Source organism: Teichococcus wenyumeiae, assembly GCF_003696345.1.
GTDB classification, from domain to species: domain Bacteria; phylum Pseudomonadota; class Alphaproteobacteria; order Acetobacterales; family Acetobacteraceae; genus Pseudoroseomonas; species Pseudoroseomonas wenyumeiae.
In genome coordinates, this window is sequence record NZ_RFLX01000021.1 from 14,948 (window position 1) to 41,182 (window position 26,235).

Annotated in this window: 23 protein-coding genes; 10 read left to right on the forward strand and 13 right to left on the reverse strand. The window is 68.1% G+C overall.

What is annotated here, in order from left to right; all coding sequences use genetic code 11:
- Positions 1-14: 14 nt before the first annotated feature.
- Complete coding sequence (locus tag EBE87_RS20770; protein ID WP_120637864.1) at positions 15-947, forward strand: LysR family transcriptional regulator; 933 nt, start codon at positions 15-17, stop codon at positions 945-947.
- Between the two features lie 292 nt (positions 948-1,239).
- Here EBE87_RS20770 and EBE87_RS20775 read toward each other — a convergent pair whose 3' ends face one another.
- Complete coding sequence (locus tag EBE87_RS20775; RefSeq protein WP_158600858.1) at positions 1,240-2,217, reverse strand: Bug family tripartite tricarboxylate transporter substrate binding protein; 978 nt, start codon at positions 2,215-2,217, stop codon at positions 1,240-1,242.
- Between the two features lie 260 nt (positions 2,218-2,477).
- Here EBE87_RS20775 and EBE87_RS20780 point away from each other — a divergent pair, with 260 nt between their 5' ends.
- Positions 2,478-3,728, forward strand: a complete 1,251-nt coding sequence (locus tag EBE87_RS20780; RefSeq protein ID WP_120637866.1) for an MFS transporter — start codon at positions 2,478-2,480, stop codon at positions 3,726-3,728.
- Positions 3,729-3,881: 153 nt separating this feature from the next.
- On the opposite strand, the gene EBE87_RS20785 is transcribed toward EBE87_RS20780, so the two are convergent.
- Positions 3,882-4,463 (reverse strand): hypothetical protein, encoded by a 582-nt coding sequence (locus tag EBE87_RS20785; protein WP_120637867.1) that lies wholly within the window; start codon positions 4,461-4,463, stop codon positions 3,882-3,884.
- 795 nt (positions 4,464-5,258) lie between these two features.
- On the opposite strand from EBE87_RS20785, the gene EBE87_RS20790 reads away from it, so the two are divergent.
- Positions 5,259-5,807 (forward strand): TetR/AcrR family transcriptional regulator, encoded by a 549-nt coding sequence (locus EBE87_RS20790; RefSeq protein WP_120637868.1) that lies wholly within the window; start codon positions 5,259-5,261, stop codon positions 5,805-5,807.
- Complete coding sequence (locus EBE87_RS20795; protein WP_158600859.1) at positions 5,804-7,012, forward strand: MFS transporter; 1,209 nt, start codon at positions 5,804-5,806, stop codon at positions 7,010-7,012. The genes EBE87_RS20790 and EBE87_RS20795 overlap by 4 nt, the downstream gene beginning before the upstream one ends.
- On the opposite strand, the gene EBE87_RS20800 is transcribed toward EBE87_RS20795, so the two are convergent.
- From EBE87_RS20800 to EBE87_RS20810, 3 genes are all read right to left on the reverse strand, one after another.
- Entirely contained in the window at positions 6,971-7,846 is an 876-nt protein-coding gene (locus EBE87_RS20800) for an SMP-30/gluconolactonase/LRE family protein (RefSeq protein WP_120637870.1), read from the reverse strand. The two genes, EBE87_RS20795 and EBE87_RS20800, sit on opposite strands and share 42 nt — an antisense overlap.
- Positions 7,847-7,916: 70 nt before the next feature.
- Positions 7,917-8,924, reverse strand: a complete 1,008-nt coding sequence (locus EBE87_RS20805; RefSeq protein ID WP_120637871.1) for a Bug family tripartite tricarboxylate transporter substrate binding protein — start codon at positions 8,922-8,924, stop codon at positions 7,917-7,919.
- Between the two features lie 370 nt (positions 8,925-9,294).
- On the reverse strand, positions 9,295-10,392 hold the full coding sequence (locus tag EBE87_RS20810) for an NADH:flavin oxidoreductase/NADH oxidase (RefSeq protein WP_120637872.1): 1,098 nt from the start codon (positions 10,390-10,392) through the stop codon (positions 9,295-9,297).
- A 111-nt stretch (positions 10,393-10,503) separates the two neighbouring features.
- Between EBE87_RS20810 and EBE87_RS20815 the strand changes: the two genes are divergently transcribed.
- Positions 10,504-10,818: an ArsR/SmtB family transcription factor gene (locus EBE87_RS20815; protein ID WP_120637873.1), complete on the forward strand. Its 315-nt coding sequence runs from the start codon at positions 10,504-10,506 to the stop codon at positions 10,816-10,818.
- A 108-nt stretch (positions 10,819-10,926) separates the two neighbouring features.
- Here EBE87_RS20815 and EBE87_RS20820 read toward each other — a convergent pair whose 3' ends face one another.
- From EBE87_RS20820 to EBE87_RS20845, 6 genes are all read right to left on the reverse strand, one after another.
- Complete coding sequence (locus EBE87_RS20820) at positions 10,927-11,919, reverse strand: substrate-binding domain-containing protein (RefSeq protein WP_120637874.1); 993 nt, start codon at positions 11,917-11,919, stop codon at positions 10,927-10,929.
- Between the two features lie 4 nt (positions 11,920-11,923).
- The gene (locus EBE87_RS20825) at positions 11,924-14,068 is read right to left on the reverse strand and encodes a molybdopterin cofactor-binding domain-containing protein (protein ID WP_199707290.1); all 2,145 of its coding nucleotides are present in this window, start codon (positions 14,066-14,068) and stop codon (positions 11,924-11,926) included.
- On the reverse strand, positions 14,065-14,529 hold the full coding sequence (locus EBE87_RS20830) for a (2Fe-2S)-binding protein (RefSeq protein WP_120637875.1): 465 nt from the start codon (positions 14,527-14,529) through the stop codon (positions 14,065-14,067). Before EBE87_RS20830 ends, EBE87_RS20825 begins: the two co-directional genes overlap by 4 nt.
- Positions 14,530-15,507 (reverse strand): tripartite tricarboxylate transporter substrate binding protein, encoded by a 978-nt coding sequence (locus tag EBE87_RS20835; RefSeq protein WP_120637876.1) that lies wholly within the window; start codon positions 15,505-15,507, stop codon positions 14,530-14,532.
- 11 nt (positions 15,508-15,518) lie between these two features.
- Complete coding sequence (locus EBE87_RS20840) at positions 15,519-16,496, reverse strand: Bug family tripartite tricarboxylate transporter substrate binding protein (RefSeq protein WP_233553158.1); 978 nt, start codon at positions 16,494-16,496, stop codon at positions 15,519-15,521.
- Positions 16,497-16,619: 123 nt separating this feature from the next.
- A complete protein-coding gene (locus EBE87_RS20845) occupies positions 16,620-17,534 on the reverse strand; it encodes a fumarylacetoacetate hydrolase family protein (RefSeq protein ID WP_120637878.1) in 915 nt (304 codons plus the stop codon).
- An 87-nt stretch (positions 17,535-17,621) separates the two neighbouring features.
- On the opposite strand from EBE87_RS20845, the gene EBE87_RS20850 reads away from it, so the two are divergent.
- Complete coding sequence (locus tag EBE87_RS20850; RefSeq protein WP_233553159.1) at positions 17,622-18,302, forward strand: FadR/GntR family transcriptional regulator; 681 nt, start codon at positions 17,622-17,624, stop codon at positions 18,300-18,302.
- 26 nt (positions 18,303-18,328) lie between these two features.
- Here the strand turns inward: EBE87_RS20850 and EBE87_RS20855 are convergent, their stop codons facing one another.
- Entirely contained in the window at positions 18,329-19,255 is a 927-nt protein-coding gene (locus EBE87_RS20855; RefSeq protein ID WP_120637880.1) for a GntR family transcriptional regulator, read from the reverse strand.
- 151 nt (positions 19,256-19,406) lie between these two features.
- On the opposite strand from EBE87_RS20855, the gene EBE87_RS20860 reads away from it, so the two are divergent.
- From EBE87_RS20860 to acnA, 4 genes are read left to right on the forward strand one after another with little or no spacing between them, the layout of a single operon-like run.
- Positions 19,407-20,387, forward strand: a complete 981-nt coding sequence (locus EBE87_RS20860; RefSeq protein WP_158600860.1) for a Bug family tripartite tricarboxylate transporter substrate binding protein — start codon at positions 19,407-19,409, stop codon at positions 20,385-20,387.
- Between the two features lie 38 nt (positions 20,388-20,425).
- Positions 20,426-21,451: an Ldh family oxidoreductase gene (locus EBE87_RS20865; protein ID WP_120637887.1), complete on the forward strand. Its 1,026-nt coding sequence runs from the start codon at positions 20,426-20,428 to the stop codon at positions 21,449-21,451.
- 54 nt (positions 21,452-21,505) lie between these two features.
- The gene (locus EBE87_RS20870) at positions 21,506-22,306 is read left to right on the forward strand and encodes an MBL fold metallo-hydrolase (RefSeq protein ID WP_122140112.1); all 801 of its coding nucleotides are present in this window, start codon (positions 21,506-21,508) and stop codon (positions 22,304-22,306) included.
- The gene (acnA, locus tag EBE87_RS20875; RefSeq protein ID WP_120638080.1) at positions 22,299-24,953 is read left to right on the forward strand and encodes an aconitate hydratase AcnA; all 2,655 of its coding nucleotides are present in this window, start codon (positions 22,299-22,301) and stop codon (positions 24,951-24,953) included. Before EBE87_RS20870 ends, acnA begins: the two co-directional genes overlap by 8 nt.
- Before the next feature lie 46 nt (positions 24,954-24,999).
- On the opposite strand, the gene EBE87_RS20880 is transcribed toward acnA, so the two are convergent.
- A complete protein-coding gene (locus EBE87_RS20880; RefSeq protein WP_120638081.1) occupies positions 25,000-26,229 on the reverse strand; it encodes an MFS transporter in 1,230 nt (409 codons plus the stop codon).
- Positions 26,230-26,235: the final 6 nt, after the last annotated feature.

The following is a 26,235-nucleotide window of genomic DNA, read 5'->3' on the forward strand; positions in this document are numbered from 1 at the left end:
CAGGATCTGAAACGATGGACCGGCTGGATGCGATGGAGATGGCCGTTGCCGCCATTGATGAAGGGTCGCTGGCCGCCGCTGCCCGGCGCTTCGGCCGTTCGGCGGCCGCGGCCACCCGTGCCATTGCCCTTCTGGAAGAGGGTGCGGGGGAGACGCTGCTGTTGCGCTCTACTCGCGGCCTGCGCCTGACCGAGGCCGGGGAGCGCCATGTCGCGATCTGGCGCGAGGTGTTGAACAGGCTGGCCGAGGCCCGAATGGACCAGGCACCGAACGCCATCGGCGGCACGCTGGTGCTGACGGCTCCGGAACTGTTCGGGCGCCTGAAGGTGATGCCGGTGCTGGAATCCTTTCTCACCGCGCATCCAGGGGTCCAGGCGCGGGCGCTGTTGCTGAACCGCGTGGTGGATATGGTGGGTGAGGGTGTCGATGTCGCGATCCGTCTGGCGCACCTCCAGGACAGCAGCCTGGTCGCGGTGAAGCTGGGCGAGGTGCGGCAGGTCGTCTGCGCCTCGCCCACCTACCTCGACCGCCATGGCCAGCCCCAGGAGCCGGCAGAGCTATCTGACCACCTGTGCATCGGGATGAATCCGGACGGGAACCGGGAACTATGGACCTTCCGGCAGAATAGCGGCAGCGCGCGGACACGGTCGGCTGCGGTGCAGACCCGGCTGTCCACTACCAGCGTCGCTGCCGCGCTCGATGTCGCGCTGCGCGGGCAGGGGCTGGTAAGGGTCCTGTCTTACCAGGTGGCGGAGCAACTGGCGGTCGGCCGCTTGCGTCGTGTGCTGATACCTTTTGAACCGGAAGCCATTCCGGTGCACATGATCTTTCGCCCCAACCCACGCCCATGGTCGCCCGTGCGCGGCTTCGTGGACCATGCCGTGCCGATCCTGCGGAACGAGCTAGCACAGGCCGCGGCGGTCATTGACTGGCTGCCATCAACCTAAGCCCGGGACCTGACCTGTTCTGGCCTTAAAGCTCGCAAATCTCGTGCATCACACCTGTTCCCGCCCTCGCAGGAGCAGGTCCAACTCGATAACGCCGGCTTTCGCGGTACTGGTTGCTTTGCTTCCTTTATAGCCATCGCCGATGGAGGCGAGACCGGGTTCTTGCCCGTCGAAGCCTACCCATCAACCGTTCTCCAGCCTGGAGCACAGGGTGCGGCCATCCTGTGTGACTGCACTTGAGCGGTCGGACCAAAGCCGCAGCAGGTTTATCGGGATCCGCTCCCCTTCCGCGCTACTGGACCCGGATATTGCGGGAGCGGATCACGTCCCGCCACTTCGCGTTCTCCGCTGTGTTATAGGCGTTCCACTCCTCGGGCCGCATTGTCTCCGGCACGGTTGCAAGGGCGGCGAGGCGCTCGCGCGTTTCTGGCGCCGTCGCGGCAGCCACGAAAAGCTCGTTGAGGCGGCGGACAATCGGTTCCGGCGTGCCGGCAGGGACGAGCACGGCGATATGCTCCGCCACCACCACATCAAAGCCCTGCTCCTTGAACGTCGGGATGCTGGGCGCGACGGCTGAGCGGTCGGCGCTGCTGATCGCAAGGGCGCGGAGGTCACCCGACTGAATCAGCGGCAGCACGCCCGAGGCGGCCTGGATGATCATCTGGGCCTCGTTCGCCATGGTCCCTTGCACGGCCGGCGCGCCGGCGCGGTAGCCGACATCCGTCATCGTGATCCCCGCAGCGCTGAGGAAGAGTTCCGTCGCCAGGTGCGTGGAGGAGCCGGTGCCGGAATTGGCATAAACCATCCGGTTGTCCGGCCGCTTCGCCGCCGCGACCCATTCGCCAAGGGTCTGGTGCGGTGAGTTCTTCGGTACGCAGAGAATCATCGGCTGTGACGCGATCAGGCCGACGCCGACAAAGGCGCGGTCGTTGTCGTAGGGCAAGGGAAGCAGGTGTGGTGCCATGGCGTAGGTTGAAACGGTGCCAACCAGGGCGGTGTAGCCATCCGGCCGTGCCCGGGCGACCGAGGAGAAGCCGATGACGCCATTGGCGCCGGCGCGGTTATCGACGACGAAGCCGCGCCCCGTGTCCCGGCTCAACCGGTCCGCCAGGATGCGGGCAACTGCGTCCGTGGAACCGCCTGCCGCCCAGGGAACGACGAGCGTGACATTGCCTGCCGGGTAAGACCCGCCGGAGCCCTGCGCCCGCAGCGCGAGAGGAGCAGACAGCAAGGCAAGCGTGGTGGCGCCGAGGGCGCGGCGATGCAACATGGTTCGTTCTCTCCCATCGGCCATCCGACCCGTGGCGCGACAGGCCAACACCTACTGTTGAGTGAATTGGAGCGGCAAGTGGTTATTTTACGGCAAGGCAACGATGTGCCGCCTTGGCTAGGACCCCGTCTTCCGCCGCCGTCTTGTTGCCAGTCCGGATTGCCGCGGAACGACATCAGGGGGATGTTAAGGGCAAGGGGGACCGTCATGGCCAGGATAACAGGACTCACAGGCGTCCGCGCTCGGGCAGGTGCCGCTGGATGATCGTCGTGCGTCGCGCACCGGCGCGTTCACCTTTCGCGATCCGGAGCTACCGTTTCCAGTGGTCGGCCGATCTGATGACCTCCTGGGCCTTCGAAATGGAGACCCTGATCCTCGGCTGGTACATCGTGGTGCAAACCAATTCCGTGCTGCTGGTGACACTGTTCGGGTCGCTGCAGTTCCTGGGGACGCTGATTGCGCCTTTCTTCGGCTTGGCAGGTGATGCGTTCGGGCATCGCAACGTGATGTGTCTCATGCGCGCGGCCTATGCACTGCTGGCAGCCTTCCTGGCCGCATTGGTACTGACAGACCTGCTGACCCCGGTGCTGGCGCTGGTCGTGGCCGGGATAGCAGGGTTGATCCGCCCTTCCGACATGGGCATCCGCAACGTGCTGATCGGCGAGACCATGCCGGAAGACCGGTTGACCAGCGCCATCGGGCTTTCGCGCATCACCTCAGATTCGGCGCGGGTCTGCGGCGCCCTGGCGGGGGCGAGCATCGTAGCCATCCTGGGCATGGGCCAGGCTTACCTTATGGTGGTGGTGTTCTACGTCCTGGGCATGCTGCTGACGCTGGGCGTCGATGCAACGCGGGCAGCGGACCGGGAGACCATGGGAGCGGCGCCATCACCGCTGCGTGGCTTGTGGGAGGCGGCGCAGGCAGTGTGGCAGGCGCCGCCGCAGCTGGCGGCGATGCTGATGGCCTTTCTGATCAATCTCACCGCCTATCCCTTCACGCTGGGCTTGCTGCCTTACGTGGCGCAGGACGTGTACGGCACCACCCAGGCAGGGCTGGGCTACCTGATCGCAGCCGTCGCGGGGGGCGGCATCGTGGCCTCGCTGATCGTCAGCCGCATGGGGAGGGCAGCACAGCCCGCGCGCATGATGCTGGTCTTCAGCATTGCCTGGCACGGTCTGGTCATTCTGTTCGGGCAGATCAACAGCCTGCCCGGTGGCCTGCTGCTGTTACCGTTGATCGGGATCACGCAGATGCTGTGCCTGCTCCCCATGTCGGTGCTGCTGCTGCGTGGTGCGCCTCCGGCGCTGCGCGGCCGGATCATGGGCATGCGTACGCTGGCGGTCTATGGGCTGCCTGTCGGGCTGCTCTGTTCCGGGCCTCTCATCGATCACCTGGGCTTTCCAGCGACGACGGCCATCTACGGCACCATCGGTATCGTCGCAACGCTGTTGGTTCTGGGTGTTTGGCGATCACATCTTTGGCCGAAATCCGCACCAGGAAATATCGGGTAGGGCTGCTGGCTATTCCCGCTGTCGCGGGACCAGGCATGCCCCGCCGAGGTAGCCTGACCGCTTGGCAGCCGTGCCGTGGAGGATCTAGGGCCGCCGCCCGGCAGGGCAGCCATCAAATCCCCCCAAGGCTGATCGGCCATGGCGAATACAGGCTCAGGTCGGTGCGGCGTCCGGAGATATCGCCACGGATAGCCTGAAGCCGCGCAGGATGCTTGCATCCTGATCGGCGGCGTTGGCTGGCAGCAGCATGACAGGAGAGCTCTCGCCCATCTGCGACAGAAGCTCAGGCAGGCTGATGGCGGTGAGAAGACCTCTCACGTAACTGGCCGCGTCGTGCTCCTCCCGTGCGGCCGCTTCGAATGGCACCGTCATGGTTCCTTCCGGCTCCGGCACGGCCTCATGACCGGAGATGATGCTGAAGCCTCGCACGGCGAACCCGTCCTGCTTCTTCTCCACAACCCACCCGCTGATCCCGCTGGCATCAGATCCGTTCTCCCGTTGAGCTTCAAGCCAGAACAACGGCGGCAGGACGTCCACAACAGCCGGCGAACGCGACACCTCGGAGAAGGCCAGTTCACGTGCCAGGCCAGCGATGTCCGCGGTGATCGCCAGTGCAGGTGCGCCTTCCGACCGCAGGCGCCGCGCTGCGCGCCGGACATCCACGGGCGCACGCTCGCTCAGCATGACGGCTAGCAGGCTGCCTTCAGGGAACCCCAGTCTCAGACCTTCCTGCATCGTGCTTCTCCTCCAGACTGCTCAGTGACGCCTAGACCAGGAACAGTGCCAATTGGACGCTGCGATCAGCGGTGGCAAGAAGAACTAGGGTGGAGCCAGCTGGCCACCACAGTTGGCTGCCTTGCGCTTGCTGTGTCATTCAGAATCATGTGCTCGCCGGCAAAGGCGCAGATCCAGCGGATCGGGGCCCTACTTCCTGTTCCCGCACGAGTGCCGCGGTTCGATGCCCAATGGGTCATCAATGGTATCACAAATGTCACTCGCAGTCACCTCCTGGCGAGATGCACCCGCCGATTGCGGCTCGCACGGCGGCTAGCTTTTTCAGAAAGGAGGCTGTTATCCGCCATATCGGACCGCACCAGTCGCGGGCTGGTTTTCACGTTACACGTGGTCTCAGACGGCTAAGGCCGCCTGCTCGTCATGTTGCCGCCTGAAGGCCAAAAGAAGGGCAAAAAGGCGGGGCGATGATGCGGGATGCTCTCGATCCACAAGCGTCCTGATCAGCGGAGGTCGTGGCAGCAATCGTTTACGCCAAGCCTGACTGCAGGCAGTGCAGCCCGTATAACAAGGTGCTCAACTGCCAGCGGCACCTCACTGGGAGCATGTGCGGTAAGCTCGAGGAGCAGCGCCGCATCGTCACGCGCTGTATAACCGCTGCGTCCACATCTCCATGTCCGTCATCTGCCTCGCCGCGTCTGTCGTCATCTGGATCGATGAGGCTTAAGCCTGAGCAACTCAGTGAGCCCGTCTTTCATGGCCCTTGCAATGTAAAACGATCGGTTTACATCATGTGTCATGGAGAAGCATCGCGAGATACTCATGGGCGCCACGCGCGCCTTCGAAGCCGGGGGCTTCCGTGGCACTGGCGTGGATCAAATCTTGGCTTCCTCCGGAGCCTCCACCCGCACTCTCTACAAACACTTCGGCTCGCGCGACGGACTGGTTCTTGAGGTTCTGAAGGAGCGACACCAGGAGTTTATGCGCCGCCTGGAAGCTGTGGACGAGGCCGCTGATCCCATCGGCAGCCTCTTTGACACGTTAGAGCAGTGGTTAGTCCAGCATGGAGCGCGAGGTTGCATGCTCCTGCGCGCCCACAGTGAGTACTCAAGCGCAAACAAGGACGTTGTCGCGCTTGTAAGGCAGCAGAAGAGGGAGTTCGCAGGCGAGATCGCGCAGCGCGTCAAGAAGGAGCTTGGTCACGACGATGGAGACGTTGCCACTCAGGTCTGGATGATCTTCGAGGGAGCGACGGCGGCCGCGAGCGTATCCGACTTGACCGTGGTGCCAGTAGCCAAGAACGCTGCCAGCGTTCTCCTTGCTGTGGCGAAAGGCCAATCAAAGTGAAGGGGCAGGTTAATCTCGTTGCAGCCGCCTTTGCTCTTACGGCGCTTTCCTACGGTCTGGCACGCTTCGCCTATGGGCTTCTGCTTCCACATATCAGGGAAGATCTCTCCTTAAGCGCAACATGGAGCGGAGCGATCGGGGGCAGCGCCTTCGCAGCCTACTGCCTCGGTATCGTTTTCGCGTTTACATTGCGAGCGCGCCTTGGCGAACGTCACGTCGCGGTCCTGGCTGGCCTCACAGCGACATGCGGGATGGCATTCATTGCCGCCGCCTCTTCCGGTTGGACATTGGGTATAGCTTTTGCGCTGGCAGGGCTGAGCAGCGGACTCGCATCCCCACCACTCGCGGCGGCAGTGGCACGATGCATTGACGATGCAGCGCAGCCGAAAGCAAATGGCGCCATCAATGCCGGCACGGCGGCCGGGATCATCTTCTCTGGTCTCGTGGTGATGACGTCCGGCAGAAGCTGGCGCGAACTCTATGTGCTTTTCACAATGATCGGCACGGCAGTAACGGTCTGGCTGTGGTTTGCCATGCCTGCAGCGTCTCGCGGTGGCGGAGCAGGCGGGTTGTCACGCGCGGCGCTGAGGCGTCCGGGGGTTCTCGGTCTCTGTTCCAGCGCCTTGCTCATGGGGGCTTCAAGCACGGCGGTCTGGACCTTCGCGGCCAACCTCATGCGCGAGGAACTCGCCTTCTCCGATGGCCAGATCGCCCTGGCCTGGATCGCCCTCGGCACAGCGGGCATCGCCGGGGCGGGAACAGGACTGCTCACAAGCCGCCTTGGGATCGGGCCGGTTCATCGCCTTGCGCTGTCCACGATGGCTGTGGCTTTAGTCACCCTTACGATCGCGCCAGTTGCTCCCCTGATGACCTTTGTTGCAATGAGCTTGTTCGGCCTTGGCTATATTGTATCGAGCGGCGCACTCCTGCTGTGGGGGATCACATTGTTCCAGGACCGCCCGGATCTCGGTCTGGGGCTACCTTTCCTGATGACTGCCGTTGGCCAAACAGCGGGTGCCCCGCTCTTCGGTGTTATACTGGATACGGCGGGCAGCACGGCAGCGCTGCTGTCGTTCGTCGCGGTTGCGGGAAGTGCCGCGCTTTGGACCCCAAGCACGGCCTCTCCACAGACGAAAATGACCGCTACAGCCGCATCTCAGAGCTCAAACCGTGCACCGCGGCTCGGCAAGGCCTCGGATGCCTAAGCCTTCAATAGCGAAAAGGCCTCCTGCATCAGGGTGCTCGTCAGCAAAGCGCACGCTGCGCGAGATCGAGGTGACATAGATGACATCAAGATCCTTGCCGCCGAAGGCGATGCTGGTCGGATAGAGGATCGGCATCTTGATCTGCTGGACAATGCGGCCGGTGGGATCGAAGCGAGCGATAGTGCTGCTGCGGATCAGTACCGACCAGACATAGCCTTCTGCATCCACAGTGGCGCCGTCCGGTGAGGTATTCATGCTGGTAAGGTCAGCGAAAACGCGACGGTTATGGGGTGTTCCGGTTTCGATATCGTAGTCAAAGGCCCAGATCGTGCGGCGCGTGCTGTCGGCGAAGTAGAAGATGCGTCCGTCAGGGCTGAAGCAGGGACCGTTGGAGGTCAGGATATCGTCAGCGATCTGCACGGCCTTGCCACCGGAATCGAGCCGGAAAAGGCCACCGATCACAGGCTCATCATCGGCGCGGTGCAGATGCATGGTTCCGGCAAGGAAGCGACCTTGCCGATCGGTCTTGCCGTCGTTCAGCCGTACATTGGGATTGTCGATGCCCAACGGAGCGAGCAGCGTGGCAGTATTGCTCTCGAAGTCAAAGCCATAGAAGCCGTCCCGCAACGAAAGCACTGCGCCCCCGGCCTTGCGCAAGCTCATCGAGCCGACCGGCGCGGGAACGCTGAGCGTCTTGTGCGCGCCGGTCGTGGGGTCGAGGGTGTGCAATGTGCCAGCAAGGCTGTCGAGCCAATAGAGGCGCTGCGTCTCGGCGTCCCAGATCGGGCCTTCGCCAAGGCGGTCCACGGTAGTCCCGATCCGGGTGATCTTCATGTTCTTGTCGCCGAACCTTCGATTGAAGTCGATCAGGATGGAATGATCCCGCTGGCCGGCTCTGCCATGGTCAGCCGAGCTTGAGGCCGATGGAGCGGATCAGGGCACCCCAGGTCTCACGCTCGCTCGCGATCATCGTGGCGAACTCAGCCGGGGAATTTCCCTCGATCTGAGCCCCTTGTGGCTCGAACTGTTTCCCGATCTTGCCTGCCGCCTGCGTCTTGTGCACAGCGTCGACAATCCGGTCGAAAACCGGCTGAGGCGTGCCCTTGGGGGCGAAGAGGCCGTACCAGTAGGGAATGGCGATATCCGGGTAGCCTGCCTCCACAAGCGTCGGCGTTCCAGGCAGCAGCGGGACGCGTTGGTTGCAAGTGACGCCGAGCGCGCGCAGCTTCCCGTCCGCGACGAGCCCCGCATGGGCCGGCACGCCATCGAAGCCGGTCTGCACGTCATCGCGCAGCAGCATCTGCTGCAAGACAAGCGAGCTGCGATAGGGAACATCCGTCATCTGGACGCCCGTCTTCTGTTTCATCATCTCGCCGCAGAGATGGCCTATGGCGCCCAGGTTGGCCCCATAGAGAACGGGCTGCGGCTGAGCTTTGGCGTATTGGATGAACTCCGCGACCGTGGTCGCCGGCACCGCCATGCTGCAGTACAGCACCATATGTGCCCGCATGATCATCGTCATCGGCATGAACTGCTCGATGCGGACCTGCGGCTCGGCATAGAGGTTCGGCAAGGTCGCGAAGGTGGTCGAGGAGGTCAGCAGAAGCGTCTCGCCATCCGGCGGCGACTGCAGGACGTGGTTTGCTGCAATGGCGGTATTGGCGCCCGGGCGGTTGTCCACTACGACAGGCTGGGCGAGCACCTCCTGCATCGCGGCGGCAAGACGGCGGGCCAGAATGTCAGGCTCGCTGCCTGCCCCAAAGGGCACGACGAGCTTGATCGGGCGGCCTGAGAGGTTCTGGGCAGATGCGGAACCAATGCCTGTCATCAAGAGGGGAGACGCGAGGATTGTTCGGCGGGTGAGGGACGTGGCCTGAGACGCAGGCAAGCACGGACGGCTGCTGAACAGCATGTTCTTCCTCCGAAATCGCCGTTGCCTGCAGGCAATGACAGAGGTCGTCACAGGCTGCGGCAGAGGCTCTTGAGGAGTTCATAAGAGGCGCTGACCGATCGGTCAATATGACGACAGAACCTTGCCGCGCGAGGCATGGAGGGCGGCGGGCAATCTTATTCTTTCAGCCGCCACGGTGTTTCAGGACGATCAGGCAGTTTTCGTCGGCAGGCCCCCCGGCGTCACTCGCGGAGCTTCATCAATGACGCCTGCATTCGGCTTTGCCTCTGTTTTTGGCATCCGCACCGTGGCCATTGGCCGTAAGCGTGGAGCGAGATGCCCAATTCTTGAGTGCGCAGGCGCCGGTGGCCTCGGCCACCGGCGCTGCCTCTCAGGCGGCGCGATAACGCTCCAGCCAGTGGGCATAGGGGGCGGGCAGCGTCCAGGACGGCTTCTGCACCCCCAGCGCCCTGGCGGCGGCATAGGGCCAGTGCGGGTTCTCCAGCAGCGGGCGGCCCATCATCACCAGATCGACCTGCCCCTTCTGCAGCATGGCCTCGGCGGTCTCGGGCGTGCCGACATACCAGCTGGTGGCGGTCGGCAGGCCGGTCTGCCGCCGGATACGGCCGGCGGTCTCGCCCATGAAGCCAGGGCCCCAGGGGATCTTGGCCTCGGAGGTATTGAAGCCGATGGAGACATCGAGGAAGTCGAGACCCTCCGCCTTCATGGCGCGGATCAGCTCCTCCGCCTCAGTCAGCATCGCCTCATCCTGGCCGTCGAATTCGATGACGCTGAAGCGGGCGCTCAGCGGCAGATGCGCCGGCCAGACCTTGCGTACGGCCCTTACCGTCTCCAGCAGGAAGCGCCCGCGGTTCTCGGCGGAACCGCCATAGGCATCGTCACGCTGGTTGGAATGGCGGGAGAAGAAGTTCTGCGCCAGGTAGCCATGGGCGAAGTGCAGCATCAGCCATTCGAACCCGGCGTCACGCGCACGTTCGGCGGCCGAGACGAAATCGGCCTGCACGCGGGCGATGTCCTCCAGCGTCATCGCCTTGGGAACCTTGCCGAGGCCGCCGCCGAAGGCGATGGCGGAGGCCGCGATGGTCTGCCAGCCCCGCTGGTCGTCCTCGGGGATATGGTCGTCGCCTTCCCAGGGGCGGTTGGCGCTGGCCTTGCGGCCCGCGTGACCAATCTGGATGCCAGGCACCGCCCCGGCGTCCTTGATGGCCGCGACCACGGGGCGGAAGGCGTCCCGCTGCGTGTCGTTCCAGAGGCCGGTATCGGCCGGGGTGATGCGCCCTTCCGGGGAGACGGCCGTGGCCTCCACCACCACGAGGCCGGCCCCGCCACGGGCCAGGGCCGTGTAGTGCGCCCGGTGCCAGTCGTTGATGACGCCGTTTTCGGCGGAGTACTGGCACATGGGCGACACGGCGATGCGGTTGCGCAGCGTGGTACCCTTCAGGGTATAGGGCTCAAACAGCAGGGGCATGGGTTCGTCCTTTGAAGTAGGCTCCGTGAGCCTTGTGTTGAACCCTTAGTTCCATAACTATCGAACTATAGGCAACCCCTTCAAAGGGCGGGCCAGAGGAGCGCAACCCGTATGGCGGCGATGAAGCACCCCGAAGCGTCGGAGCTGCAGCTGGAGAAGGTGCTGCATGCCCTGAGCGACAGCCTGCGTCTGGCGATCGTCCGGCAGTTGGCGGCGGAGGGTGTGGCGAGTTGCGCGGCATTGGACGCGGGGCGCCCGAAATCGACCATGTCCCACCACTTCCGCGTGCTGCGCGAGGCGGGCTTGGTCCGCACCCGCACCGAGGGCGTGACGCACATGAACGAACTGCGCCGGGAAGACCTGGACAGCCGCTTCCCCGGCCTCCTGGCGGCAGTGCTCGCGGTGGGGACAACAAGCCACACCTGACGCCCTGGCATGACGGGCCCCATCAGGCGGTCAAGGTCATTCCCCTGCGGCGACAGCACAGGGCGCCAGTGCCTTGGAAGAGCGGTATCCCGGGCCTCTGGGGCCGTGTTACGGCGCCGCGTCCAGCACGCTGGGGTGGAACAGATCCTCCGGCTCGATGTCACGAACAGCCAGGGCATCGGTCCGGGCGAAGCGGATCATGGCCGCGATCTCATCCCGGTTGCGGCGGAAGCCATAGGGCCAGGGATCGCCGCCCATGATCCGTGTCTGCGCCTCCGCCTCGGCGGCGATCCAGGGGAGGGAGGCGCGCAGCACGTTGACGAGCGAGAGATCGGCCACCGCCATGGCACGCGCCCGGGCGAAGGCGCGAAAGATCTCCAGCGGCAGCCAAGGATGGTCGGCCGCCAGCTCCTTCCGCAGCGCCACGCAGTGCATGATGGGGAAGAAGCCGGTGGCGCGGAAATATGCTTCCTCTTCCGCCCGGTAATCAGGGTAAAGCCTGTCCACGGGAGCACTGCGGGCGACGAAGCAGGAGGGCGGCCGCGGGCCGATCACGGCATCCAGCTCGCCTGCCGCCAGAAGGCCGTTCAGCGTCTCCTGCGGGCCGATCGGGCGGACATCCAGCTCCGGCGGCAGTTTCAGTGCCACGCGCTCGCTGCCGCCGGTCTCCTCCATGCCACCGGTCCGCCAGGCGATGCCCTGGGTGTCCACGCCATAATGCTCCCGCAGGATGCCCCGCACCCAGAGGGCGGCGGTCTGCTGGTATTCCGGCAGGCCGATGCGCTTGCCGGCCAGGTCGGCGGCACTGCGGATGCCGCGGTCGGTGCGGACATAGATGGCGCTGTGGCGGAAGGCGCGGGAGGGGAAGACCGGAATGCCGATATAAGGCGCGTCTCCGCGCGCCGTGGTGACGATATGGCTGCCCATGGAGAGTTCCGTCACGTCGAAGGCGCGGTCCCGCAGGGCGCGGCGGAAGATATCCTCCGGCTCTCCAGGCAGGACGGTCAGGCTGACGCCGGGCACGGTGACGCGGCCATCCAGGATCGGCCGCGTGCGGTCGGAGGTGGTGCAGGCGAGGGAGAGGCGAAGGGTCTCGGGCAAGTGTCTATTCCGTGCTGGCAGCGAGGTTGTCGGGCGTGAAGGGCATGGCGCGCGGGCGGATGCCGAGTGCCGCATGGATGCCGCCCGCGATGGCCGCGATGGTGGGGCCGAGCGAAGCCTCGCCCGCGCCCAGCGGCGGCTCCTCCGGCCGCGCCAGCAGGCGGAGATCGACAGCGGGCACTTCGGAAAAGCGCAGGATGGGATAAGCGTCCCAGCCCTGGCTGGTGACGTTGAAGCGGTCGAAGCGCACCGCTTCCTTCAGCGCGATGGAGGTGGCCTGGATGGCGCCGCCCTCCAGCTGATTGGCCGCGCCATCGGGGTTGATCACCTCGCCGATATCGGCGGCGATCCAGAGGCGGCGGCAGCGCACCACCTCCGTGGCCTCCACCTCGGCCGCCACGGCGCACCAGCCGCCGGTGCCCTTGTAGCGCGCCATGGCGATGCCGGTGCCGATCCCTTCCCCCGCCGCGGGGCGCGGCCAGCCGCACATGCGCGCTACTTCCTCCAGCACCGCGCGGGCACGCGGGTCATGGTCGAGATGGCGCAGGCGGAAAGCCACGGCATCCTGGCCGCTACGTTCCGCCAGCTCGTCCATGACGGATTCGATGGCCCAGACATTCAGCAGCCCGCCCAGCGCGCGCAGGGCGGAGCTGCGGAGCGGCATCTCCAGCAGCCGGTGCATGCGGACATCCAGCGACGGCACCTGATAGCCGGGCACAGCATTGCGCTGGCCCCCGCCGCCCGCCGCCAGCGGCGCGTCGATGGCCACGGGATGCGTAAAGGGCGGGTCGAGATAGGCCGCCGCCAGCAGCGTCGGGTCCTTGGCGCGGCCGGGGCGGGAGGAATGGCCGTTGCCCCGCAGCACCGTGCGCCAGCGGCAAAGCCGGCCCTTCGCATCCACCGCCGCCTCGATCTCCGCCATGCCGGCGGGGGAGAGCGGGCCCCAGGCCAGTTCCTCGGCACGGCTCCAGAGGGCGCGCACCGGGCGGCCGGGATGCGCGCGGGCGCAGAGGGCGGCATCCAGCGCCACGTCGTCGGCGCCGTTATGGCCGTAGCAGCCGGCGGCTTCCACATGGTGCAGGACGATCCATTCCGGCGGCAGGCCCAGCACGGTCGAGAGATCGGCACGGAGGTTGTAGATGCCCTGGCTGTGGGTCCAGACCTCGAGCGCATCCTCCCGCCACAGCGCCACGGCACAGCAGGTGCCGATGGAACCATGCGCGAGGAAGGGGCGCGTGAAGCGGGCGGCGACGCTATGGGCGGCGGGCGGCGCCGGCTCCCCACGCTCCGCGACGATGCTCTCTTCCGCCGGGGCTGACAGCAGCCAAGCCGCGAGATTGTTTTCCTCCGGCAGGCTTTCGCGCAGGTCCCAATCCGCCTGCGCGGCAAGGCGGGTGGCGGCGGCCTCCGCGGCCCATTCCTCGCTGGCGATGGCGGCCAGGAAGCCGCCGTCGCGCAGCAGGCAGGCATCGCCCGGCAGCGGCCCTTCGCGCAGCGCCCGCAGGCGGGCGGCACGGGCAGGCGGGCGGATCATCCGCGCATGGAGCATGTCCGGCCAGCGCAGGTCGTGCAGGTAGCGGGGTTGGCCGAAGACCTTCTCCGGCAGGTCCAGCCGCGGCACCGGGCTCCCGGCGAGGTGCCGCGCCGCTGATGCCTTGGGCGCCACGTCGCCGCGCGCTTCCACCTCCAGCAGGTCAGTGCCGGCCTCCGCCCAGTAGGTTCCGGCAACGCTGCCATCCGGCGCCAGGAAGGTGCCATCCACCACGCGCAGCACCGCCGCCTCCACCCCGGCACGATGGGCCGCGAGGCTGAGATGGATGGCGCGTGCCTCGGCACAGGCATGGCGGATGGCGGTGCCACTTTCCTGCACCGAGAGGCTGCCGGAGGTCACGCCCTCATTGGGGCTGCCGAGGGTGGAGGCGGCAACAACATGCACGCGGTGCAACGCCACATCCAGCTCATCCGCCGCGATCTGCGCCAGGGCGGTGAGGATGCCCTGGCCGATCTCCACCTTGCCCGGGGTAAGAGTGACGCTGCCGTCAGTGGAAAAGCGCAACCAGCGGCAGAGGCGCGGCTCCGCCCGCAGGCTTCCGGGCAGGTTCGGCGCATTGCCGCTCTGCCCCATGGCGAAGCCGAAGGCCAGGTTCATGCCCGCATCTCCTTCGCGGCACAAAGCACCGCGCGGATCATGCGGTTCTGCGCGCCACAGCGGCAGAGATGCGGCTCCAGCGCCGCGCGCACCGCCGCTTCATCCGGGGCCGGGTTCCGCCGCAGCAGGGCGGCGGCGCTGACCAGGATGCCGGACAGGCACCAGCCGCATTGCCCCGCCTGTTCCATCAGGAAAGCAGCCTGCAACGGGTGGGGCCCAGCAGGGGTGCCGAGACCTTCCACGGTGCCCACCTGCCGCCCCTGCGCCGCCTCCGCTGGCAGGGCGCAGGAGGGCTGCGGCTGGCCGTCCAGCGTCACGTAGCAGGCACCGCAGGCCTCGGCGCCGCAGCCGAAGCGCGGGCCGCTCAGGCCGAGCGGACCACGCAGCGCCTGCAGCAGCGTCATGCCCTCCGGCGCCTCCAGCGCGGCAGTGGCGCCATTGAGGGTGAAGGCGAGCCGCACCTATTCCACCGTGATTCGCGCCATGCGGACATAGTCCCGCTGGGTCTCGACATCCTTGCGCAGGAAGGCATCGAATTCCGCGACGGACATGGGCATGGGCTGCGCGCCCTGGCTGGCCATGGCCGCCTTGGTCTGGGCACGGGCCAGCCAGCCGTTGGTCACGGCATTGAGCCTTTCCACGATCGGGCGCGGTGTCTGCGCCGGCACCATCAGGCCGAGCCAGATGGAGGCCTCATAGCCGGGCAGGCCGGATTCCGCGACGGTGGGCAGGTCCGGCATCAGCGGGACCCGCTGCGGCCCGGTGGTGGCGAGCGCCCTGGCGCGGCCGGCGGCGACATGCGGCTGCATGGTCGGGATGGCGTCGAACATCACCGGCACGGTGCCGGAGATCAACGCCGTCCGCGCCTCGCCGGAGGAGCGGAAGGGCACATGCTGCACCTCGATGCCCGCCATGGCGCGGAAGACCTCGCCCGCGATGTGGTAGGGCGTGCCGGGGCCGGAGGAGGCGTAATCGATCCGGCCCGGTTCCGCCTTGGCCTTCGCGATCAGTTCCGCCGTGCTGCTGACGCCGAGGGAAGGGTGCACCACCAGCACGTGATGCGCCACATTGACGGCCGCCGCCGCCGCGAGGTCCCGCATCAGCACATAAGGGCGGTTCGGCAGCAGCGTCTCATTCGCCGTATGCGTGTTGGACATCATCAGCAGGGTGTAGCCATCCGGGGCCGAGCGCGCGGCGGCTTCGGTGCCGATGGTGGCGCCGGCACCGGGGCGGTTCTCCACCACGAAGGCCTGGCCGAACTCCTGTGTCAGCGCCTCCGCCACGTTGCGCGCGGCGATATCGGCCGAGCCGCCGGCCCCGAAGGGCACGATGATCCGCACGGCACGGCTCGGCCAGGCGGCCTCCTGCGCCAGGGCCGGGGCGGCCAGCCCGCCGGCCGCGAGAAGACCGAAGCCACGGCGCGTGATGCTGATGGGCATGCTGTCTTCCTTCAATCGACTTTGCCGATGCGCTGCACGGCGCGGATCAGGCGGGCACTGTCCTGCTGGAAGAACCGGTCGAATTCGGCGCCTTCCTGGTAGGCGATGGGGCTGCCGGCGGTATCCAGCGCGCGGCGCAGGCCCTCGTCGCTCTCGCAGATCTGGCGCAGCGCCTGCCGCAGGCGGTCCCGCACCGGGGCGGGCGTGGCGGCGGGCAGGAAGACGGCGGTCCAGATGTAGAATTCCACCTCGGGATGACCAAGCTCGATGAAGGTCGGCACATCCTCGAAGCCCGGCAGCCGTTCCCGCCCCCAACTGGCCAGGGCACGGAGGCGGCCTTCCTTCACATGCGCCAGCGCCGGGCCGGGGCCGGAGGCGAGGGTGTGCAGGGTGCCGGACAGCAACGCCGTCAGGGCCGGGCCGCCGCCCTGGTAGGGCACATGCAGCATGTCGATGCCGGCGGAGCCGGTGAACATCGCCATGGCGACATGCAGCGTGGAATAATTGCCGGCGGAGCCGAAAGTGATGGCGCCGGGCCGCTTCTTCGCATCCGCCACCAGTTCCTCGATGGAGCGCCAGGGGGCATTGGCGGCGACAAGAAAGACGGTGGGGTCGGCGGTGATGCGCGCGACCGGCGCGAACTGCTCGATCGTATAGGCGGGCGTGCGGTTCTGGATGCGCTCGCTCTCGGGCAGCACCGCGTGCGAGGAGAGCGCCATCAGCGCCGTGTAACCATCCGGGGCCGCGCGAGCCACGCTGGAGGTACCGAGGATGCCGCCGGCACCAGAACGGTTCACCACCGGCACCGCCTGCCCGAACACCCGCTCCAGCGCCGCCGCCACGGGGCGGGCGGTGACATCCGCTTGGCCGCCGGGCGGGAAGGGGACAATCATCTGCACAGAGCGGCTGGGCCAGGCCTCCTGCGCCCCCGCCGCCTGGGGCAGGCCCGCGGCAGCAAGTGCCATCATCACGTCGCGTCGAGAAAGCACGACTGTTCTCCCGCGGGCGGCATTCGCCCCCGCCTTTCCTGGATTGTTTCCGGGGGCGGGCCGGTCTTTCGCCAGCCCTTGGCCCCCGCCTCCTCCATGGCACGCCGCGCGGCGTGCCGCGCGTCAGGCAGCGCCGCGCAGCGCCACCGGGTCCGCCTTGCGGACGGTGTTGCGGATATGGCCGATGCCCTCGATGGCGCATTCCACCACATCGCCATCCCGCAGGAAGCGCGGCGGCTTGAAGCCGATGCCGACGCCTTCCGGCGTGCCCGTGGCGATCACGTCGCCCGGCAGCAACGCCATGCTGAGGGAGATGGTCTCGATCAGCGTCGGGATGTCGAAGATCAGATCGGCGGTGACCGCATCCTGGCGCTTCTCGCCATTGACGGTGCAGGTGACGCGCATGGCCTCCGCCTGCAGCTCATCGGCGGTGACGATCCATGGGCCCATGGGGCAGAAGCCATCGATGCCCTTGCCCAGCAGCCATTGCTTGTGCTTGCCCTGTAGGTCCCGCGCCGTGACGTCGTTCACCACGGTGTAGCCAAAGACATGCGCCATGGCGGAGGATTTCGGGATGCAGCGGCCGCCGCGGCCGATGACCACCGCCAGCTCGGCCTCGTAATCCACCTCGGCATCCAGACCCGGCACCAGCGGGATGTCGTCCCAGGGGCCGGAGATGGAGGTGAAGGGCTTGGTGAAGATGATCGGCGCCTTCGGAATGGCATCCGCCGCGCTGGTGGAGGAAGAATCGTAGCCGCTGCCAGCGAATTCCCTGGCATGGGCATGGTAGTTCTTGCCGACGCAGAAGATGTTGCGCGGCGGATTGGACAGCGGGGCGAGCAGGTCCGCCGGGTCCAGCGCTTCCCCGGCGCCAGCGGGCTCGGGCAGGGCCGCGCCGCCGGCCAGGGCGGCGATCAGGCCCGCCATGTCACCCGGCAGGCCGGGGGCGAGGTCCGCGACCGGCCAGTAGCGCTTCCCCGACTGGTCCACACGCACCAGGCAGGGAGCATCCCCCCGCTTGATCATCGCAAGCTTCATGCACCGTTTCCTATACCAATTTGGCTTTATTATGAACCAATTCGCCTGTATGGTTCGCCAATTGGTCCATTACGTCAAGGATATTCGGTGGCACAGGATGTTGCGGAACGCAGAGGGGCGATGGCGCTACGGAACCTGCTGGCCCGTGAACTGCGCGAGAACCGCTGGGCTATTGGCGAGAAGCTGCCCACGGAGCGGGAACTGGGACTGCGCTACGGCGTCGCGCGCAACACCGTGCGCCGCGCCCTGGAGGCCCTGGAGGCCGAGGGCCTGATTACCCGCCATGTCGGGCGCGGCACCTTCCGCAATGCTCCGCCTGGCGCGGCCCCGGCGGGGGAGGAGGAACTCAGCCCCTCCGATGTGGTGGAATGCCGGCTGATGTTGGAGCCGGAAATGATCTCCCTGGCGGTGGCCCGCGCCACCCAGGGCGACATCGCGCGGATGCTGGAATGCCTGCGCGGCACGGATGACGCGGCGGATCTGCCGGGCTTCGAGCAATGGGATGCCGCCTTGCACGACGCCTTCGCGCTGGCCACCCATAACGGCGCCATCATCGCCATGTCGCGTTCTCTCGCGCGGGTGCGGGAGCGGACAGACTGGGGGCAACTCAAGGCGCGCGGGAACACGGCGGAACGGCGCGCCACCTTGCAGGCGCAGCATCATGCCATGGTGGAAGCGGTCCGGCAGCGTGATAGGATGGAAGCGCGGCGCGTGATGCGGGAACACATCCTCTTTGTCCAGGGCTACATGTTTGGCGATGAGGGTTGATGCACGGGCAGGCTGCTGAGCCGCGCCTACTTCCTTGATGGCGGGGGAGCCGCCGCCTCCAGCAGGGGCCGCACGGAGGAGAGCTTCCGCATCACTTCGCCCAGATGCGCCCGCATGGCCGCCGAGGCTTCTTCCTGCCGCCCTGCTTCCAGCAGGTCCAGGATCGCCAGATGCTCCCGGGCCTGGCGGTAGAAGCGCTGGCGGTCGGTCAGGGAGCGATAGACCAGCAGGCGGCGCACGCGGTTCACCCGCTGCAGCGCTTCCAGCATGAAGGGATTGCCTGCGGCGCCGACAATGGCTTCGTGGTAGCGGACGCCGCGCTCGTAGAGCGCATCGGTGGAAGCGGTCTCGATGCCGCCGGACAGCATGTTCTCCTCCACCGCGCGGCACTGCGCCGCCACGGCGGGGTCCAGCCGGTAGCCGGGCTCCAGCAGGCTGGCGGGTTCGATCGCGAGGCGGAGGCGGTAGGTCTGCTCCAGCGCATCCGGCGTGGTGAGGACGGAGGAGAAGCGCCAGCCATAGCCGGCGCGGCGTTCTGCCCAACCTTCGGCCGCGATGCGGTCGAGTAGCTGGTTGAGCTGCCCGCGCGTCACGCCATAGCGCTCCCGCAGCGCGGATTCCGACACCGTGTCCGGTAGCTGGCCCGACACGCGATCCTCGGCCATGGCGAAGTAAACGGCGTCCAGCCCCTCCGGCTGCCGGTGGCCCGCCAGCAGGGCGGCCGGCTGCTGCCCCTCCCTGGCCACGAAGAAGCCGCGGCGTGGCGCCGGCGTGACCACGCCATGGTCCGCCAGCACGCGCAGGGCCTGACCGATGGGGAAGCGCGACACGCCGAAGCGGTCGGCCAGGCGCTGTGCCGAGAGATGCGCCCCGGCGGGCAGGGCGCCGGCGCTGACATCCTCCGCCAGCGCCCGGACGATTTGCGAGACGGTGCTGGTCGGTGTCTCGGCCATGCGGTGGGCAGTCTCCGGTTTCATGGCCCCGGTAAAGCATATCGGGACCGGCCCGCAATGCGGCCGGGCAGCGGGAGCCGCGATTCAGGATTGCATTTTTGTCGAGGAAGATGCAATCCAAGGCAAAACACCAACCCGAGGAAGCCGCGCCATGATCTCTCGCCGCCATCTGACCCTCAGCGCCGCCTTCGCTTTCGCCGGCAGCAAGGCATGGGCCCAGGGCGTGTACCCGGACCGCCCCGTGAAGGCCGTTGTCGGCTATCCGCCGGGCGGCGGCGTGGACATCGTGGCGCGCCTGCTGGGCGAACCCATGCGGGCCAAGCTGGGCCAGCCAGTGATCGTGGAGAACCGCCCGGGCGCGAGCGCGATGATCGGCGCCCAGGCCGTCGCGAAAGCGCCGGCGGATGGCTACACGATCCTTTTTGCCGCCGCTGGCGAGATCGCGGTCAATCCCTCCCTCTACAGCGACCGCATCACCTATGACGCCGCCAGGGAGCTGACGCCGGTCGCCCTGTGCGGCACGGTGCCCTGCGTCGTCGTGGTGCCGGTCTCGCTGCCGGTCCGGACGCCGGCGGAACTCATCGCCTATGCGCGCGCGAAGAAGGGCGAGCTGTCCTTCTCCTCCTCCGGAATCGGCAATCCGCAGCATCTGGCGGGCGAGTTGATGAATCACATGGCCGGCACGGATGTGCTGCACGTGCCTTACCGGGGCTCGGCGCCTGCCGTGACGGACGTGGCCAGCGGCCGGGTGACCATGAGCTTCAGCAGCCTCGGCGCCGCGCTGCCGCTGATCGAGAGCGGCAAGATCCGCGCCGTGGCCGTCACCTCCCGCGAGCGCATGCCGCAGCTGCCGGACGTGATGCCGCTGCGGGAGGCGCCGGGCCTGGAGAATTACGAGCTGATCAACTGGTTCGGCGCCTTCGCGCCCGGCGGCACGCCGGCCCCGGTGCTCGAGCGGCTGGCGGGCGCGGCGGATGCGGCGCTGGCGGACCCCACCCTGGCGGCGAAGCTGATGGAGCAGGGCATCATCCCGCGCCGCCTGGCGCCGGAGGCCTTCCGCACCTTCGTGCGCGAGGAGACGCAGAAATTCGCCGCCATCATCCGTGATGCCCGGATCACCCCGGAGGGCTGAGCATGCCGCTCCAACCCCAACAGACCCATAAGGCGAGCATGACCGAGACCACCATCCCCGAGAGCGAACTCCTCGACCTGACCACCCGTGCCCTGCACAGCGGCGGCATGCGGGAGGAGGATGCGGCCCAGACAGCCCGGGTGCTGGTGCTGGCGGATATGTTCGGCGTCCGCACCCATGGCATCAGCCGGGTGGCGCAGTACCTGGGCCGCGTGCGCGTCGGCGGCATCGATGCGCGGGCCGAGGTGCAGGTGGCGCGGATGGCGCCCGGCCTTTCCATGGTGGATGGCCGCAACGGCATCGGCCCGCTGGTCGGCATGCATGCGCTGGAGGCGGCGATGCAATCGGCGCGCGAGGTCGGCATCGGTGCCGCCTTCGCGCGCGGCAGCAACCATTTCGGCCCGATCCTGCCCTACAGCTTCCTGGCCGCGCAGCAGGGCTTCGCCAGCATCATCGCCAGCAACGCGACCACCACCATCGCGCCCTGGGGCGGCAAGGATACGCGGGTAGGCAACAACCCGATGGGCATCGGCATGCCCAATCCGGGTGGCGATCCCATCCTGCTCGACATCGCGCTCTCGGTCGCGGCGCGGGCCAAGATGCGGAAGCTGCTGCAGCAGGGCCAGCCTTTGCCGGAAGGCTGGGCGGCGGATGCCGATGGCAAGCCGACCACCGACGCCAAGAAGGGGCTGGAAGGCTTCCTGCTGCCGATGGGCGGGCACAAGGGCTATGGGCTGGCGGTCATGGTGGACCTGCTGGCGGGCCTGCTCTCCGGCGCCGCCTACCTGACCCATGTACAGGCCTGGGACAAGAACCCCGAGGCCGCGCAGAATCTCGGCCATGTCTTCATCCTGATCGACACGGCGAAGCTCCATTCCGCCGAATGGATGCGGGAGCGCATGGCGGATTTCGGCGACATCCTGCGCAGCACGCCCGCCGCCGACCCCGCCCAGCCGGTGATGGCGCCCGGCGACCGGGAGATGGCGCTCTACGCCAGGGCCAAGCGGGAGGGCGTGACCGTCGCCACAGCGGACCTGGAGGCCTTGCAGGCACCTGCCGGCTGACCCGGAAGGCAGCCCGATACCAGCGCCGGCCCTGCCCGGGCCGGCACCGAAATCATGACGAAAGGCAGTAAGATGTCCTGGACGGTCGAGATCCTGCTGCAGGGCTACCCTGGCAAATCCAAGTATCACGGTGGCCTTGGCTGGAGCACGGTGGCCCTGGCGCGCGGGCCGGCCGGGCGGATCGCGCTGCTGGACACCGGCGGCTTCGGCGCGCGGCGGCGCCTGCTGACGCAGCTCGAGGCCGCCGGCGTGGCGCCGGAGGCGGTGACGGACCTGCTGCTGACCCACCTGCATTACGACCACTGCCTGAACTGGCCGATGTTCCCCAAGGCCACCATCCATGCCGGGGAGGCCGAGCTGGAGATGGCGCTCGCCCTGCCGGACGGTGACCCGCTCTATCCCGAATTCACCGTGCGGGAGCTGGCCCGGCATCCGCGCCTGCGGCGGCTGCGGGATGGCGAGACGGGCCTGTCGGGCATCGCCTGCTTCACGGCGCCCGGGCATACGCTGCACCACCTTGTCTTCGTGATCGAGGGTGCGCAGCGCACCATCTTCTCGGCCGACGTGGCCAAGAACCGCGCGGAACTGGCCACCGGCCGCGCCGACATGACCTTGGATGCCGCTGCCCACGCGGCCTCCATCGCCCGGCTGAACGCCGTGTGGCGCGAGGTGCCGGGAACCGTGCTGATGCCGGGCCATGACCTCGCCCTGACCCTGGACGCGGCGGGCCGCATGGTGCCGCATGGCCAGCGCGCCTGCATGATCGAGGCATGGTTCGCCAATGACCTCGATGAGGTCTCCCGCTTCGACCTGACTGAGCAGGGACTGGCCGGAGGCGGCGCGCATCATGGCTGATGACCGGCAGGGTGACGTGGCGCCGGTGCCGGCGCGCTGGCTGGAAGGCCCCTTCGGCCGGCTGCGCTGCATCGACCTGCCGGCCGTGGCGGGCGGGCGGGAGGCGCTGGCGCGGATGCCCTGGTGCCACCGCATCCTGCTGGAGAATGTCATGCGCCAGCCGGAGGCCGCGCAGCGTGCCGCCGGGCGCGCGGCCCTGATGGGTTGGCTGGAGACGGGGCAGTCGGAGGCCGAGATCCCCTTCGCGCCCGGCCGCATCCTGATGCACGACACCACCTGCGGGCCGGCGCTGGTGGATATCGCCGCCATGCGGGACGTGCTCGCCCAGGCGGGCGGCGACCCCGCGCGCCTCAACCCGGCGGTGCCGGTCGCCACCTCCACTGACCACTCGCTGCCCGTGGATGTTTCCGCCCGGCCGGATGCCGTGCGGGCCAATATGGCGAACGAGATGGCGCGCAATGCCGAGCGCTACCGCTTCATGAAATGGGCGGCGGGCACGGTGAACGGCTTCCGCGTCTTTCCGCCCGGCACCGGCATCATGCACACCATTAATCTGGAGCGGCTGGCCACCGTGGTCTCGATCGAGATCCGGGATGGCGAGCCCTGGGCGGTGCCGGACACGCTGGTGGGCACGGACAGCCACACGCCCATGGTGAACGGCATCGGCGTGCTGGGCTGGGGCGTGGGCGGCATCGAGGCCGAGGGCGTGATGTTCGACGTGCCCGTCTCCCTGCGCGTGCCGGAGGTGGTCGGCGTGCGCCTGGAGGGCGCCGTGCCGGAAGGCAGCCTGGCCACCGACCTCGCCCTGACCGTGACGCAGATGCTGCGCGCGGCCGGCATTTCCGGTGAATTCGTGGAATTCTTCGGCCCCGGCATCGGACGGCTGACGGCCGGGCAGCGCGCCGTCGTGGCCAACATGGCGCCCGAATATGGCGCCACCACCGGCATCTTTCCCATCGACGAGATGACGCTGCGCTACCTGCAGGACACGGGGCGCGACGCGGCACAGGTCGCGCTGGTGGAAAGCTACGCCAAGGCCCAGGGGCTGTGGCACGAGCCCGCGCAGGTTCCGCGCTACACGCGCGTGCTGGAGCTGGACCTTGCCTCCATCCGCCCCTCGCTGGCCGGCCCCCGCCGGCCGCAGGACCGGCTGGCGCCCGCCGAGGTGCCGGCGGCGCTGCGGGACGCGGGCATCCATGGCGGCGGTGCGCCGGGGCAGGGCGGGATACCGGCGGATGCCGTGGCCATCGCCGCCGTGACATCCTGCACCAATACCACCGATCTCGGCCTGCTGGTCGCCGCCGGCCTCGTGGCGCGCAAGGCGCGCGCGATGGGCCTGCAGGTGCCGCGCTGGGTCAAGACCTCCCTGACGCCCGGCTCGCCCAGCGCGGAACGGCGGCTGCGGCGGGCAGGACTGTTGCAGGACCTGGAGGCGCTGGGCTTCGGCATCGCGGGCTATGGCTGCGCCACCTGCATCGGCAATTCCGGCCCCCTGCTGCCGGAAGTGGCGGAGGCCGTGCGGCGGGAAGGGCTGCGCCCCGTCGCCGTGCTCTCAGGCAACCGGAATTTCCCCGGCCGCGTGCATGCGCAGGTCGATGCTGCGCTGCTCGCCTCCCCGCCGCTGGTCGTGGCCTATGCCATCGCCGGGCGTGCCGCGCTGGATATCGGCCAGGACGTGCTGGCGACCACGCCGGAGGGGCGCGCGATCCGCCTCGCTGACCTCTGGCCATCGGCGATGGAGATCGAGGCGGTCACTACGGCCGCCAGCGACCCGGCCGACATCGCTTTGGCCGCGGCGGAGGCCGACGGTTCCGCCGCCTGGGCGGCGCTGGAGGCACCCGGCACCGCGCGCTTCCCCTGGGATGCCACCTCGACCTATCTGCGCCCGCCGCCTTTCGTCAATGTCGGGCCGGACAGCCAGAGGGAGGGTCCGCTGGTGGCCCACCCCCTGCTGGTGCTGGGCGACGACATCACCACCGACCACATCTCCCCCGCCGGCGCGATCCCCGCCCGGAGCGACGCCGCCTCCTGGCTGGTCGAGCGCGGCGAGAACCCCCAGGACCTCAATGTCTATGCCTCCCGGCGCGGCAACTGGGAGGTGATGCTGCGCGGCCTCTTCACCAACAAGGCCGCGGTGAATCATCTGGCGGCGGGGCTCGCGCCCGGCCAGTCTGTCTTCGCGCTGACAGGGGAGGTGCTGCCGGTCTGGCGCGCTGCCGCACGCTACGAGGAAGCCGGGTTGCCGGTGGTGATCCTGGCCGGCGAACGCTACGGAACCGGCTCCTCGCGGGACTGGGCGGCCAAGGGTGCCCAGTTGCTGGGTGTGCGGGCGGTGCTGGCGAACAGCTTCGAGCGCATCCACCGCGCCAATCTTGTAGGCATGGGCGTGCTGCCGCTGCGCCTGCCGGATGGCTGGCGCTTCGACCAGCTTGGCCTGGAGGCCGGCGACCTTGTCGAGGTCGCATTGCAGGACGCCGTTCTGAAGCCCCGCGCCGCCGTGCCGGTGGTTCTGCGGCGGCGGGACGGCAGCCTGCTGCGCGGCACCGCCATGGCCCTGCTGGATACCGCGCGCGAGGTGAGCCTGATCCAGGCCGGTGGCATGATCCCGACCATCCTGCGCCGTGCACTGGCAGCCGGGAGGGCATAGCCGCGCGCCGCTGCCCGGGAAGAGCAGCGGCGCGACGGGTGCCTGACTATCCGGCCGCCTGGCTGGGCCGGGACGCGGCCGCGACGGTCAGGGCGACGATGGCCACAACCAGGGGCACGAAGGACAGCCACAGGACGGTGTCCCAGCCATAGGAGGCCAGCAGGCCGCCCGACAGGAAGGAGCCGAAGGCCATGGTCCCGAACACGACGAAGTCGTTGAAGGACTGCACCCGCGCCCTTTCCTCCGGGCGGTGGCATTCGAGCACCAGGGCCGAGGCGCCCACGAAGCCGAAGTTCCAGCCCAGGCCGAGCAGGATCAGGGTGAGCCAGAAATGCGCCACATCCACGCCGGTCAATCCGACGGCGGCGGATGCGGCGATCAGCATGAGACCCGCCGTCACCACGCGGGGCGCGCCGAAGCGGGTGATCAGCCGCCCGGTGAAGAAGCTCGGGCCATACATCGCGATCACGTGCCACTGGAGGCCGAGGTTGGATGCTTCCTGCGGCAGGCCGCACATCTGCATCGCGAGGGGCGCGGCCGTCATGAGGAAGTTCATGAGCAGATAGGAGACGACCCCGCAGATCACGGCGGTGATGAAGCGCGGCTGGCGTGCGATGACGCCGAGCGGCCGGCCGCGCGCCGTCTCCGCCGCCGTCGGCCTGGGCAGCCGGACGCCGAGCAGGATAACGGCGGAAAGCGCGGCCACGGCGGCCTGCGCCAGGTAGGTGGCGGCGAAGAGATGGGGCAGCCACAGGTGCATCGTGAAGGTGACAAGCTGCGGCCCAAGGACCCCGGCAAAGACACCGCCCGCCATGACGGCCGACAATGCCCGCGCACGCCGCTCCGGCGGCGCGCAATCGGCGGCCGCGAAGCGGAAGGACAGCACCACGGCGGCATAGACCCCGCCGAAGAAGGTCGCCACGCAGAACAGCCAGAAGGAGCCCAGCACCACCGCCAGCGCGGCGAGCAGGCCGACCAGCACGCCGCAGCCCGTGCCGGTCAGGAAGGCGGCCCGGCGGCCGTGGCGCTGCGCGATGAGGCCCGCCGGCAAGGTGCAGGCCGCCATCCCCACCACGAAGATGGAGATGGGCAGCGTCGCCAGCGCCGGGCTGGGCGCAAGCGTGTGGCCGACAATCGCCCCGGTTGCGTAGACCACCACCGAATTCGCCCCGGCAAGCGCCTGCGCGACCGCCAGCCGCAGGACATTCCCGCGCTCGTGCTGATAGGGGCTGGCGGGCGACAGCCCGGCCGCAGTGGCGCTTTTGGCTTGTGACATGGAGTT